Annotated in this window: 10 protein-coding genes; 5 read left to right on the top strand and 5 right to left on the bottom strand. The window is 41.0% G+C overall.

All coding sequences use genetic code 11. The features are described from left to right. The first annotated feature begins 205 nt into the window (after positions 1-205). Both P2E05_RS13845 and P2E05_RS13840 read left to right on the top strand, forming a co-directional pair. A complete protein-coding gene (locus tag P2E05_RS13845) occupies positions 206-754 on the top strand; it encodes a YcbK family protein (protein ID WP_154623293.1) in 549 nt (182 codons plus the stop codon). A 327-nt stretch (positions 755-1,081) separates the two neighbouring features. Continuing rightward, positions 1,082-1,729 (top strand): MBL fold metallo-hydrolase, encoded by a 648-nt coding sequence (locus tag P2E05_RS13840; RefSeq protein WP_163862612.1) that lies wholly within the window; start codon positions 1,082-1,084, stop codon positions 1,727-1,729. Between the two features lie 125 nt (positions 1,730-1,854). On the opposite strand, the gene P2E05_RS13835 is transcribed toward P2E05_RS13840, so the two are convergent. The 4 genes from P2E05_RS13835 to pncB all read right to left on the bottom strand — a co-directional run bounded on the left by P2E05_RS13835 (position 1,855) and on the right by pncB (position 7,996). Further along, positions 1,855-3,045, bottom strand: a complete 1,191-nt coding sequence (locus P2E05_RS13835) for an amino acid aminotransferase (protein ID WP_154623295.1) — start codon at positions 3,043-3,045, stop codon at positions 1,855-1,857. Between the two features lie 355 nt (positions 3,046-3,400). Further along, positions 3,401-4,516 carry a porin OmpC gene (gene ompC, locus P2E05_RS13830; protein WP_272657905.1) on the bottom strand — a complete coding sequence of 372 codons (1,116 nt, stop codon included), beginning with the start codon at positions 4,514-4,516 and terminating at the stop codon, positions 3,401-3,403. Positions 4,517-5,046: 530 nt separating this feature from the next. After that, a complete protein-coding gene (asnS, locus tag P2E05_RS13825) occupies positions 5,047-6,447 on the bottom strand; it encodes an asparagine--tRNA ligase (RefSeq protein WP_276122839.1) in 1,401 nt (466 codons plus the stop codon). 334 nt (positions 6,448-6,781) lie between these two features. Then, positions 6,782-7,996 carry a nicotinate phosphoribosyltransferase gene (pncB, locus tag P2E05_RS13820; protein WP_154623423.1) on the bottom strand — a complete coding sequence of 405 codons (1,215 nt, stop codon included), beginning with the start codon at positions 7,994-7,996 and terminating at the stop codon, positions 6,782-6,784. A 552-nt stretch (positions 7,997-8,548) separates the two neighbouring features. Between pncB and pepN the strand changes: the two genes are divergently transcribed. From pepN to P2E05_RS13805, 3 genes are all read left to right on the top strand, one after another. Beyond that, entirely contained in the window at positions 8,549-11,167 is a 2,619-nt protein-coding gene (gene pepN, locus P2E05_RS13815; protein WP_196714090.1) for an aminopeptidase N, read from the top strand. Between the two features lie 412 nt (positions 11,168-11,579). Beyond that, positions 11,580-12,590: a quinone-dependent dihydroorotate dehydrogenase gene (pyrD, locus tag P2E05_RS13810; RefSeq protein WP_154623425.1), complete on the top strand. Its 1,011-nt coding sequence runs from the start codon at positions 11,580-11,582 to the stop codon at positions 12,588-12,590. 285 nt (positions 12,591-12,875) lie between these two features. Further along, positions 12,876-13,421 carry a cell division protein ZapC gene (locus P2E05_RS13805; protein WP_154623426.1) on the top strand — a complete coding sequence of 182 codons (546 nt, stop codon included), beginning with the start codon at positions 12,876-12,878 and terminating at the stop codon, positions 13,419-13,421. Positions 13,422-13,507: 86 nt separating this feature from the next. Here P2E05_RS13805 and P2E05_RS13800 read toward each other — a convergent pair whose 3' ends face one another. Beyond that, entirely contained in the window at positions 13,508-14,623 is a 1,116-nt protein-coding gene (locus tag P2E05_RS13800) for a YcbX family protein (RefSeq protein WP_154623427.1), read from the bottom strand. Between the last annotated feature and the right edge of the window lie 89 nt (positions 14,624-14,712).

The raw sequence follows: 14,712 nt of genomic DNA, 5'->3' as shown, positions 1-14,712 counted from the left end.
ATTCAAGTTAAATATCATTTGTTAGACTGATTATTAGTATAAATTTTGTTCCTAATACTAATTGTTTTGAGTTTCAGCTAGGCGGCTATGAAGTCAGTCAGAAAACATAAGTATTTATGTCAATCGGCTTGCAACAGATAGTGAATAACGCAGTGCTTTGAAACATTATCAGTATATTTAATTAATTGAAATTGAGCTACTACCTATGGATATCATTGACCAAAACCGCCGCAAATGGTTAGGTGTTGGTGCAGCTGCTTTTGGGCTGAGCTTATTACCTAACCATGTCTTTGCCGCTATGACGACGCCTAGACCAAAAATTTTGCGTTTTCAAAACCTCAATACCGGGGAATTTTTAAAAACAGAGTTTTTTGATGGACGCCATTATAATAAATCAGAACTAGCCCGATTAAATCATTTATTCCGTGATCACCGTAGCGATAAAATCAAAACGATAGACCCTAAATTATTTGATCAAATCTATATGCTGCAAGTTATGTTAGGAACTAATAAGCCTATTCAGCTGATTTCAGGTTATCGTTCACTTGAAACTAATAATGCATTGCGTCGAAGCAGTAGTGGTGTGGCGAAAAAGAGCTACCATACACGCGGGCAAGCGATGGATTTCCATATTGAAGGTATCCAACTCAGTAACATTCGTAAAGCAGCTTTAAAAATGAAGGCGGGTGGTGTTGGTTATTATCCAAGAAGTAATTTTGTTCATATAGATACGGGGCCTGCACGGACTTGGTAGGTTTGGGTTATTCGTCATAATTCACGTCGCAGCATTGTTGACTACGCTCGGTTACCCGAGCCACATGCTTTTGTATGCTCCTCGGGATACCCTTACTTGTCGCCTAGCTGCAACGCGAATTATTGAGAATACCTGTCAGTCAATTAACGTCGCTTTATCTGGTTTTAAGTGGTGAGCGTTATGACTGTTTTCCGTGTTTCTATGCGCATTGCTTCCCTTCATTTACACACCTCTCTGACTTCTGTATGCTCCTAATAATTATTTTTTTATTATTCTGTTACTCAGACGGCGTAAGCCTATGTAGCATAGATGCGGAGTCAATGTTCGATGAAATATACGATTATCCCAGTAACCCCTTTTATGCAAAATTGTCAGGTGATTTGGGATGAAAACTCAATGGAAGCCGTGATTGTTGATCCAGGCGGTGAGGCTGAAAAACTGATTGCTGCGATTGAAGAACGTGGCTTAAAGCTCAGCAAAATTCTTCTTACCCACGGGCATGCCGATCATATCGGAGCTACCGCGGCTATTGCCAAACATTTTTCGGTACCTATTTATGGTCCGCAAAAGGAAGATGCTTTCTGGATTGAGGCGTTGGCACAACAAAATGCGATGTTTAATATTGAAGGCTGTCCTGACTTTACACCTGATTATTGGTTAGAAGAGGGGCAGACGGTGAGCTGTGGCCCAATAACTTTTGATGTTCTGCATTGTCCAGGGCATACACCTGGTCATATTATATTTGTTAATCATGCAGATAAACTGATTTCCATGGGGGATGTATTATTTAAAGGGGGTGTAGGGCGTAGTGATTTCCCTCGTGGTGACCATCAAGTACTGATTGCATCGATTAAAAATAAAGTATTACCACTTGGCGATGAGTATCAATTTATACCCGGTCACGGTCCTATGTCGAATTTAGGTCATGAGCGGCAGACAAACCCGTTCTTGCAGGATGACTTACCTGTTTGGTAATTAACAATTTGAACAATAAACGCCTCATTAAGTGGGGCGTTTTATAATTAGACACGGTATTCATTAATAAAAAAAAGAACGATACATATGTATCGTTCTTTTTGCTGTTCAGATTGTTTTACAACTTAGATGACTTTAACGATCGCTTCACACAGTGGAACCATATTTTCGAGTGTTAAGCCAGCGACGTTAATACGTCCAGAACTCACTGCATAGATACCAAATTCGCTACGTAGACGCTCTACCTGCTCTTTTGTCAGGCCACTGAAGGAGAACATACCATTTTGGTTAATGATGAAGCTAAAGTCTTGTTTAGCGCCTTTCTCTTCAAGTGTGCTTACCAGCAACTGACGCATACGTTTAATACGCTCACGCATTGACGTCAATTCTTGGATCCACTCAGCTTTCAGGGCATCATCAGATAAAATGGTTGTGACGACAGCGGCACCATGTGCTGGTGGGTTTGAGTAGTTAGCACGAATAACGGCTTTCGCTTGGCTAAATGCGCGCTCTGCATTATCACTATCTTTAGCAATAATGGTGCAAGCTCCGACACGCTCATTATATAAGCCAAAGTTTTTCGAATAAGAACTTGCTACGATCATTTCTGGATTTTGTTTAGTAAAGATACGCAGGCCTTCAGCATCCTCATCTAAACCTTTTGCAAACCCTTGGTAAGCAAAGTCAAACACTGGCAGTAAACCTTTTTCAGCACATAGTGCAGACAGTTTAGTCCATTGCTCTACCGTTGGGTCGATGCCAGTTGGGTTATGGCAGCAACCATGCAGAACGATAACATCACCGGCTACGGCAGCAGATAGGCTGTTTAGCATGCCATCAAAATCCATACCGTGATTAGCGGCATCATAGTAGTTGTAGGTCAGGACTTCTAAGCCAGCAGCTTCAAAAATATTTTTATGGTTTGGCCAAGTTGGATTGCTTATCCAAACACGCTTAGCGTTGGTTTGGCTAGCGATAAAATCAGCCGCAATACGCAGAGCACCAGTTCCGCCCGGCGCTTGTGCAGTACGAGCACGCTGAGAAGTGACAATTTCATGCTCTTTACCAAATAACAGCTCTTGAGTGACACGACCAAATTCTGGCATCCCACTGATGGCAAGATAGTTTTTGGTGTTTTCATTTTCAAGCAGGAATTTTTCTGCTTTTTTCACAGTGTCTAGAACTGGAGTTTTACCAGACTCATCTTTGTAAACGCCGATACCGAGGTTAATTTTGTTATCACGAGGGTCAGCACGGAAACTATCAGCAAGGCCTAAAATAGGGTCAGCAGGGGCAGCAGTAATTTTTTCAAACATGTTGTCGATTCCAAAGCTCAGTTGTTAAGCCGAAAATGTTGAGTGCTCAGGTTAACGCGCAGAAAACAATTTGCCAACCGTTTTACTAAAAATTGGTAAGATCTTGTGATGTAGGTATAAATTGCATGGGATCTGACCATTAACCGCACTAAATGCAGCGATTTTCTCTAACGTATCGACACTTTAGATTAATAATTGATCTTAATGCAGGATTTAGTGGTTAGGGAGAGAGTGTACGAGGGTAAAGGGACAAATAAGGATAAAAATAGCGCGTCACACAACAAAAAAAGCAACGCCGAAGCGTTGCTTTTCAAAACAGATTTCACTGTTGTCTGAATTATTGTTTAAACAATAATTAGAACTGGTAAACCAGACCCAGACCAACTACGTTATCAGTGTTGATACCGTTTTCACGAGTGAAGTCGTTGTCTTTCAGCAGGTTGATTTTGTAATCAACAACTGCAGACATGTTTTTGTTGAAGTAGTAGTAAGAACCTACAGAGATGTATTTAACCAGATCTTGGTTGTTGTAAGTTTTACCATTATAAGTACGGCCTAAGTCTTTACCTTTAGATTGGTTATAACCAATAGATGGTTTCAGACCGAAGTCGAACAGGTATTGAGCAACTAATTCAACGTTTTCAGTTTTGTTAGCGATACTGTCGTCTGAACCATAACGAGTTGTGTTCAGAGTTTGGCCGTACATAGCTGCTAAGTAAACGTTGTTAGCGTCGAATTTACCACCAACGTTCCATGCTTGCGCTTTTTGACCGCCAGCAGTTGTGTCATGTTGCTGATTAGGAGTACGAGAAGAGTTAGAGTAACCACCACCCAGTGATACGCCCCAACCTAAGTCATACGCTGCAGAGAAACCGTAGCCGTCACCGTTGTCTTTAGCAGCATCGCCTGAAGATGATTTGTTGTTGTCACCGTTTTTGCCTTGATATTGCAGAGCGAAGCTCAGGCCATCAACATAACCGAATGCGTTGTTGTTACGGTAAGTTAACAGGTTACGGTTACGGCTAGTCATGAAGTTGTCAGACTGAGCCATAGTATCCGCGCCCCACAGTGGGAATACGTCGGTCCATGCGTTCGTGTCATAAACCACACCGTAGTTACGGCCGTAGTCGATTGAACCGAAATCAGCAAATTTCAGACCAGCATACGCTAGACGGTTTTTATTTTCGTTGTGACCTTCAGACTTGTTAGTCTTAGTTTCCCACTCGAAACGACCAAAACCAGTCAGTTGATCAGTGATTTGAGTATCACCTTTCAGGCCTAAACGAACGCGTGAATCGTCGCCATCTTCACTTTTCTTACCTTTATCAGCGTCAGCAAAATAGTGACGAACGTCAACTTTACCGTAAACGTCTAGTTTGTTGCCGTCTTTGTTGTATACTTCAGCTGCGTTTGCTGCGCCTGCAGCCAACAGAGCTGGGATAACCATTGCAAGAATATTGCGTTTCATCATTATTATTACCCTCATTGGTGTTATTCGGACACCTGCCACTGCCAAAAATAATTCTCAAAAAAAATTGGAACTATTTATGAGAGATTAGTGTCGTCTATGTCGGCGTCCAGTGTTCCATTGGTAAATAAATTTATCTACCCTCAAAGTGCTACAAAAATAAAGATTCTGAAACAAATGGTAACAAGGTGTTTCAAAATGTAAAAAATAGATCAAAAAACAACCGCAGGTATGACCAGTTTAAAAATAATTACAAAATTTAGGGAACTTTTTGAGAGGTTAAATTGCGCTTTTTTTGAACAATTTAGATAAGTATAATTGACAGATTTGCTTATAGATAAGACAAGAAATGAGGAAAAAAGCAGATTTTTCTGATCTAAATTAAATTGGCTTAAAAAATGGTGTTAATTTGTACACTGGTGTCAACGTGGTTATAGCCTTTGAAAATATTATAAAAGTAATAAAAGATATTAAAAATAATATCGGGTCTATAGCGACCCGATATTCGATATAAAAGATAAGGCTAATAAGTCTTAGAATGCTGCATTTCTTGGCGTACGTGGGAAGGGAATGACTTCACGAACGTTACCAACGCCAGTGACATAAGCCACTAAGCGCTCGAAGCCAAGGCCAAAACCAGAGTGTGGTACTGTGCCATAGCGGCGTAGATCGCGATACCACCAGTAATCTTCTTTATTCATTCCCATTTCATCAAGACGTGCGTCTAACATATCAAGGCGCTCTTCACGTTGTGAACCACCGATGATTTCACCAATACCGGGGGCGAGTACATCCATTGCTGCCACTGTCTTGCCATCTTCGTTAAGGCGCATATAGAAAGCTTTAATGTCCTTAGGATAGTTTTTAACAACCACCGGTGCTTTGAAATGTTGCTCAGCCAAATAGCGCTCATGCTCAGAAGACATATCAACCCCCCAGTACACTGGGTTTTCAAATTTCTTACCACAAGTTTCTAGGATCTTGATCGCATCGGTATAGTCGACTTGCGCGAAATCTGAATTAACAAAGTTTTCTAAACGGTTGATGACGTCTTTATCGACACGTTGAGCAAAGAACTCGAGATCATCACGACGCTCATCAAGTGCTGCCTTGAAGACAAATTTCAGCATTTGTTCTGCAAGACCCGCCACATCATCAAGATTAGCGAAAGCCACTTCCGGCTCAACCATCCAGAATTCCGCTAAGTGGCGGCTGGTGTTTGAGTTTTCTGCACGGAAAGTCGGGCCAAAGGTATAAACTTTGCTTAATGCTGTAGCATAAGCTTCGCCATTCAATTGTCCTGATACGGTTAAGAAGGACTCACGACCAAAGAAATCCTCACTGAAATCAACTTCACCTTTGTCATTACGTGGCAGGTTATTGTAGTCCAGTGTCGAAACACGGAACATTTCACCCGCACCTTCGGTATCAGATGCTGTGATAATTGGGGTTGAAACCCAAAAGTAACCTTGCTCATCAAAGAAACGATGTAATGCTTGGGCAAGCGTGTGGCGAACACGCGCTACTGCACCGATTAAGTTAGTGCGTGGACGCAAGTGTGCGACTTCACGTAGATACTCAACGCTATGGCGTTTTGCCGCCATCGGGTAAGTGTCAGGATCTTCAACCCAACCTACCACTTTAACTGCTGTTGCTTCTAACTCGAAAAATTGGCCTTGGCCTGGTGATTCTTTCACGATCCCCGTGACTTCAACAGAACAGCCTGTCGTCAGATGCAGGACTTCGTCGTTATAATTAGATAAATTATTATTGATGACAGCCTGTAATGGGTTAAAGCAGGAACCGTCATAAACGGCGAGGAAAGAAAAACCAGCATTTGAATCTCTCCTTGTACGTACCCAGCCTTGAACGGTGACTTCAGAGCCCACCGCCACACGGCCTTGCAGTACATCGACTACAGGCGCAACGATCATAAAAATTACTCTCTTTTTATATAAACGAAATTAACGATGACATTTCCACTGTTCTGATTGTTTATCAACCATATTGATATGACCAGTGAAAGTATTTGTTTTCCTGAAATTCTCTATTTCAAGATTGATGTTCTATGTTACTTGCCGTGAGGCAGGAAACAAGTAAAAAATCGTGACTTTTCTACCAGAAAGGTCGTAGTCCCTAGCTATACCTTAGTTAGGGCTCTAATAGCAAGTAAATATAATCATCTACTATGAATATTAATGAAGATGGCACTTTTTGTGTGATACTCAAAAAGAAGGCGCTTGAGTATCACACAGGCTGAAAATGCCATTAACAGGCTTTTTCCATTTTCGGTAGGTCGAAAGCTTTACGCAGTTGATTAACGAACTCATCATCTTCACAAATGGTTTTGCCTGGACTATCAGACAGTTTTGCGACAGGCTTGCCATTACATTCAACCAATTTGATGACGATATTTAAAGGAACGACTCCGGGAATATTGCACGTGAGCCTTGTACCGATCCCAAATACCAGATTAATACGCTTATGGAAATAACGATACAGCTCCAATGATTTTTGCAGGTCTAAGCTATCAGAAAACACTAATGTTTTCGTCATTGGATCAATGCCTAATTTTTCATAGTGTGCGATGGCTTTTTCACCCCATTCGATAGGGTCACCCGAATCATGACGTAGTCCTTGGTAGCGCTTCGCAAAATTATCATCGAAATCACGCAAAAAAGCATCCATCGTAATACAGTCTGTTAAAGCAATACCGAGTTGATCGGGGTATTCATCGAGCCAGCTTTGCAATGCGGCTCGTTGGCTATTTGCGAGTTCAGGGCTGATTTGTTGATGAGCTTGAAACCACTCATGAGCTTGCGTACCAACAGGGGCTAATCCTAATTCATGAGCCAATTTATAGTTACTGGTGCCGACAAGATAAGGAAACTCATCTTTGAGCATGGAAACGATAGCGGATTGTACATCATAGGAAAAACGGCGACGGGTGCCGAAATCCATTAATTTAAAATGGCTAAGGTCGATATGATTTTCGGCCGCTTGGGCATAAAAGACGGTCAGTAATTTTTTTAACTGACTCACCGCATCCTCGCGGGTAATCTGTGGGTGTCTATCGCGTTGAACAATTTCACTGATCAAAGCAAGCAGTGGGACTTCCCACATAATGACTTCGCACCATGGGCCGCTAATACGGATAGCGAGCTGCCCATCATCTGCAAGGGTAATGTCCACTTGTTCTGGCTTAAAACGGAAGTTTTTTAACCAAGCAAGATAGTCGTCTTTGAAAAAAGGAAGACCACTTAAATAATTAACTTCTTCATTAGTTAGTGAAAGATGGGCCATCAATTGGACTTGCTGGCGGATTTCATTCGCATAAGTACCTAAAATTTCACGGCTACGACAGCGGAACTCGGCAACAACCGGAACTTGGCTGTAATGGTGAAATACGGCCTGCTGCATATGAAGCTTATAAGCATCAGTGTCAAGCAGTGATGTAATAATGGGGGTAGCGTCTAAATTCATGGCGCGCAGGCGTCCTCGCGGAGCTATCTACTTATTAGCTAAATCGTTTAAAGTTGGAAAAGTATACTCACTTTAGCAGAAGATAGAAGCCTTATTGCATCACTCTTATCTATGTGAGCTCTTCCAATATTTATTTATACCCTTCACATTTCAAGTGATAGCGTGATGATTAAGTTTGTCTATACTCATCATCGACGGCTATTTTGTTCCTTGCGATACCTTTCTTATCGCTTAGATTCCCCTTGAACGTATCATCATTGACATGATTGACTAGGATGGAATACTGGCTGTTATGGTTATTTAACAAGCGTTAATATATCTATACTAGTCATCAGGTATGAAATGATACTAACACGTAATTTTCTATTTAACAGTGTTATAGCATCAACGAGCAAACCAATTCTTAACAATTGTTGATACTGATAGTCATAAATAGGCAACATAATATGATGCAATTGTTTCTCATAGGCATTTTTGTTGCAGCAGCGTATAGTAATATAAAGAATAAATGATAAACGACTGTATCGAATTAACGAATAAAAAAGGTTACTTATGACCCAATTGCGACAAGCGAAATATCGTCAGGACTATAAAGCCCCTGATTATACTATCTCTGAAATTGATCTCGATTTTATTCTCGACCCAGCAAAAACGGTTGTCACGGCGATTAGCCAAGTAAAACGCCTTAACCCAGAATCATCGACACTGGAACTGCATGGTGAAGACCTGAAATTAATCAGTGTCGAAGTGGATGGTCAGTCTTGGACGCATTATCAAGAGCAAGACGGTAAGCTGATATTGGAATCCTTACCTGAAGCTTTCACATTACGTATTGTGAATGAAATCAGCCCTGAAAAAAATACAGCGCTAGAAGGTTTATATGTTTCAGGGGATGCGCTATGTACACAATGTGAAGCTGAAGGTTTCCGTCATATCACTTATTATCAGGATCGTCCTGACGTTTTAGCGCGTTACACAACGACGATTACTGCGGATAAACAACGTTATCCTTATTTATTATCTAATGGTAATCGCATCGCTGAAGGTGAACTGGATGATGGACGTCATTGGGTTAAGTGGCAAGATCCTTTCCCAAAACCAAGCTACCTATTTGCGTTAGTCGCTGGTGACTTTGATGTGCTTCGCGATACTTTTATTACACGCACTGGCAGAGAAGTGGCTTTAGAACTCTTTGTTGATAAAGGCAACCTTGACCGCGCGCCATGGGCAATGCAATCCCTAAAAAATGCGATGAAGTGGGATGAAGAGCGCTTTGGTCTGGAATACGATCTCGATATTTACATGATAGTCGCGGTTGATTTCTTTAATATGGGCGCGATGGAAAACAAAGGTCTGAATGTTTTCAACTCCAAATACGTGCTCGCGAAAAATGAGACTGCCACGGATAAAGATTATTTAAATATTGAATCGGTGATCGGCCACGAATATTTCCATAACTGGACAGGGAACCGTATTACTTGTCGTGATTGGTTCCAATTAAGTTTAAAAGAAGGCTTAACCGTTTTCCGCGATCAAGAATTTAGTTCAGATCTCGGTTCGCGTTCTGTCAACCGCATTAATAATGTGAAAGTGATGCGTGCTGCTCAGTTTGCTGAAGATGCTAGCCCTATGGCACATCCGATCCGTCCTGAAAAAGTGATTGAGATGAATAACTTCTATACCTTAACCGTTTATGAAAAAGGTTCAGAAGTCATTCGAATGATCCACACATTATTAGGCGAAGAGATGTTCCAAGCAGGGATACAGTTGTATGTTCATCGCCATGATGGTAGTGCTGCGACCTGTGATGATTTTGTGCAAGCCATGGAAGATGCCTCGAATGTGGATCTGTCGTTATTCCGTCGCTGGTACAGCCAATCAGGTACGCCTGTTTTAACGGTACGTGATGAATATTTCCCTGAAAAACAAGAATATGTATTACATGTTAGACAAATGACGCCACCAACAGCGGATCAAGCGGAAAAGCTGCCGTTACATATTCCGTTAGATATTGAATTATATGCTGAAGACGGTTCTATTATCCCGTTGAAACATATGGGAAGCCATATCAATTCAGTGTTGAACGTCACACAAGAATCACAAACGTTCACTTTTGATGAAGTTCCTAGCCGTCCGGTTCCTTCATTATTACGTGAATTCTCTGCACCTGTTAAATTAGATTATCCATATAGTGATGAGCAACTTGCCTTTTTGATGCAATATGCAAGCAATGAGTTCTCTCGTTGGGATGCGGCTCAGCAATTGATCGGTAACTATGTGAAGCTCAATGTTGCGAATCATCAAGCGGGCAAAGAATTCGTTTTGCCTGAGCATGTGATTGATGCATTTAGAGCGGTGTTATTGAGTGATTCTATCGATCCAGCATTGGCCGCATTGATTTTAACACTGCCTTCTGAGAATGAGATGGCGGAGTATTTTCAAACTATCGACCCTGATGCTATCCACATTGTCGCTGATTTTATTGCACATCAATTGGCCGTGGAAATGGCGGATGAGTTCTTAGCCGTTTATCAATCAATTCATATTGATGGTTACCGTGTTGATCATGGTGATATTGCGAAACGTTCATTACGCAATGTGTGCTTGCAATATCTTGCAGCAGGGGATGACCAGGCGCTGGCGGATAAATTAGTTTCTACGCAATTTGCATCGGCTGACAATATGACGGATTCATTGGCCGCATTGACAGCAGCGAGCGAATCTCAATTACCTTGCCTTGAATCGTTGATGACTGCGTTTGATGAACGTTGGCATCATGATGGCTTGGTGATGGATAAATGGTTTACGCTGCAAGGCACTAGCCCAGCGCCCGATGTATTGGAAAAAGTGCGGAGCTTGTTGACTCACCGTTCGTTTAGTATGAGTAACCCGAACCGTGTTCGTTCTCTAGTCGGTGCGTTTGCTTCTGGTAATCCGTCTGCATTCCATGCACAAGATGGAAGTGGTTATCAGTTCCTGTATGACATTTTAGTTGATTTAAATACACGCAACCCTCAAGTTGCATCACGGTTGATTGAGCCGTTGATCCGCTTAAAACGTTTTGATGAAAAACGTCAAAGTCTAATGCGTAATACTTTAGAGCAGTTGAAAGGGTTAGATAACCTATCCGGTGACCTGTTTGAAAAAGTGACGAAGGCACTTGAGAGCTAAGTTTCTCATAACCAATCAGTAACCAATACAAGCCCTTGAGAATATTTTTCAAGGGCTTGTTCTTTTCAATCCGTCACAAAAAAGCTGGCAGGGTGTTATTCATGATAGGGCGTTTCGAATGGGGGAATCCGCTTTGTTAACTCCCGACTAATCAGCTTGTGTGCAATAAATTGATTTTTTCATAGAAAAAGTAGCGCAAGATAGGGTAATCTATGTCGCGTTTTATCGGATGAAAATGTTCCCTTTGCTTAATATAGGCTCAGCAAATTTTATTTGTTGGGTGTTTTGATGCGCGGAACATTGTGTCTTTTAATCGCTTTATACACAAAGTAATTTAAGTTGTTGGCGTTAAGCATCAGTGCGCATTTCAGCTTAAAGTATGGCAGGTATAGACAGAAATAGGTTATTGGATATGTTATATCACCTTGCCCGCAAGGCTCTATTCCAGTTCGACCCAGAAAAAGCCCATGAACTGACTTTCCGTCAGCTTCAGCGCTTAAATAATTCTCCTCTTAAATGTCTTCTTCGCCAATCGGTGGCGACTAAACCTGTTCAATGTATGGGGCTGTCATTTAAAAATCCACTTGGTCTAGCCGCAGGGTTAGATAAAGATGGCGAATGTATTGACGCTTTCGGTGCAATGGGCTTTGGTTTTGTTGAAATCGGTACCGTCACTCCTCGACCGCAGGCTGGTAATGACAAGCCAAGGCTGTTTCGGTTAGTTGAAGCAGAAGCGTTGATCAATCGTATGGGGTTTAATAATAAAGGTGTTGATAACCTTGTTGAGAATGTCAAAAAATCAACCTACGGTGGGGTGATTGGAATTAATATTGGCAAAAATAAAGATACGCCAGTAGAGCAAGGTAAGGATGATTATTTAATTTGCATGGATAAGGTTTATACACATGCAGGTTATATTGCTATTAATATTTCGTCACCAAATACGCCGGGTTTACGCACGCTGCAATATGGAGAAGCTTTGGACGATTTGTTAAGCGGAATAAAAACAAAGCAGTTGGAATTACAATCGAAACATCAAAAATATGTTCCTGTTGCCGTTAAAGTTGCCCCGGATTTAAGCGAAGAAGAAATAATACAAGTTACAGATAGTTTAGTTCGCCATAATATAGATGGTGTGATCGCCACGAATACCACTTTAGATCGCTCCTTAGTCCAAGGTTTAAATCACTGTAATGAAGCTGGTGGTTTAAGTGGACGCCCAGTGCAACTAAAAAGTACTGAAGTTATTAGGATCATTTCTCGTGAATTAAATGGCAAGTTACCAATTATTGGCGTGGGTGGAATTGATTCATTAACATCCGCACGTGAGAAAATGGATGCAGGCGCATCATTGATCCAAATTTATTCAGGTTTTATATATAATGGTCCAAAGTTAATTAAAGATATTGTGAACCATATATAGTTAACTGTAAATTTACCTAAAGGGGGCTTTATTTATGCTCCCTTTTAATCTATATTGAGTTGGATGCTTATTTTTAAATCATTTTGACATTTTTAGAACCGAATTATTTATATTTCTATCTAAAAAATGTATTTGTACTCTGACTAATTTGAGTTGCACGTAGCTGTTAAGTCACATTATTCGTTTCGTTAAAAAGCGCTGATAATATAATTAGGCTAATAGAATCGGCTCAACTAGCAACTTCAAGTATGGTGAGTATACCGATAAATCGCTAAGGGATCGTTTATGATAATAAAACCTGATGATCATTGGCGTTGGTATTTTGATCATGACCATGATAGGGTGATGTTGGATCTCGCCAACGGCATGATATTTCGCTCATGTTTTCCCGCAAAAATGCTAACTGCGTTTGCGCGTGATGAAATGCCTTTTAGTATTGAAGATGCTGCTGAGTTTTATATATTCGACGAACAGGCTAAAAGATTAAATTTATCTAATGAAGAAAGAGCCGAATTAGTGCTCAATAGTTTAGTGGCATTTCGTTTTCTAAAACCACAAATGCCAAAAAGTTGGTATTTTTCATCTTTTCACGATATTAAACAGCCAGCTCAAGGCCAGCTTATTCAAGTTTGTTTAGAAAGCACCCGCAATATTGCCACATTTATTATTGCTGAAGCGGGGGCATCGGCAAGTTTATGTTTATTGGCAGAAGCACAATTAGAATTACCAGATCGTAAATTACGCTTCTGTGATCCCATTAAGATCATGAACGATCGTATGAGGGAATATAAGCGCAAGTCTAATCGCTTATTGTATGGCAATGTCATTTAATTGATCATCCTTGATCGTTTATGTTTTTTTAATATGACTCATAACACCATCATTAAAATAATTATTGATATGATGGTGTTTAAAAACTAACGTAAAGCTAATTTAATTGCACTTTTAGGAATACAACTACAGGCTAATATATAGCCATCACCTTTAATTGCACTCTGTTTTAATGGTGTCACTTCTCCTTCGAGCAGCTTTATTTTGCATTGACCACAAATGCCTGCGCGACAGGAATAAGGCAGCGATACTCCTTTTGCTTCTAATTGTTCAAGAATGACTTCTTGGTTATTCCCTTCATAATCATGATGTTCAAAAGTCATGGTCACTGTGCTTAGTGGTGTGGTTGTACCGGTCGCCTTGCTGCCTGTTTCCCTTTCTTTTGGGATATAGCGATTAGGTTGTTTCTTTTCGAGTACGGTAACTTCATCACCCACACGAATGACTCCGGTATTATGAATAATCACATTTTGGCCAAAGTCGACATCACCATTTTCAGCGGTGCGGAACGTTTGCAAAGTGGCGAGAGGCTCACTATTAGGGTGCTTTATGCCTTTTTCTGGGCTCACGGTGGTCAAAATGCAGCGGCTACATGGGCGATCAAGGGTAAAGATGACATCCCCTATCTGGATTTTTTTCCAAGTATCCTCTTCGAAAGGTTGCGCACCTGTGATGATCAGGTTACCTCTAAATTGTTCAAGTTTAATGCTGGCAGGGCAGCGCTTTTGGAGTTCCTGCACTGAGGCTTCATTAATTAATAAGAAGGGGTAACCGTCAGCAAAAGACATTGGAACATCGGGCATGGTTTTGACTCGGCGAGACAGATGAGGGCTTATCCAACGAAGTTGAACAGGCTCCTCAAAATAGCGACTCAACCAAGAATTAATCGTTTCGGGTGCAATCAAGGCATGAAAATGATTCCCCCAAACTTCAGTTGGGCTCTGATTCTCATCAAAGTCCTGATACAATACCGTCACACTTTCGCCATCGGGTGCTTTAAGATAAAGACCATTATTTAACATTGCTGGTGTGAATAGTAACATCTGAGGGTATTTTCTCGCGGTGATAAATTTACCTTCCAGCGTTGTTACCATAAAATTACGATCAAAGATTAATCCACTGGTATCAGCGTAAGCATGAGACAAACGTATGCCTCTCATGGACTTGACTGGGTGGGTATAAAGGCGTGAAAGCGTTATCATTATTTAATCCTTATAATTGTTGCTGAGCAACTTTATGACAACTCCATAAGATTAGCTATAATGCGCAACAATTTTTCATCCAAATTGGT

Origin of the sequence: Providencia stuartii (genome assembly GCF_029277985.1) — a bacterium.
In the GTDB taxonomy this organism is placed as follows: domain Bacteria; phylum Pseudomonadota; class Gammaproteobacteria; order Enterobacterales; family Enterobacteriaceae; genus Providencia; species Providencia zhejiangensis.
The sequence above is the reverse complement of the archived record's forward strand: the minus strand, read 5'-3'. Positions and strand labels throughout refer to the sequence as shown.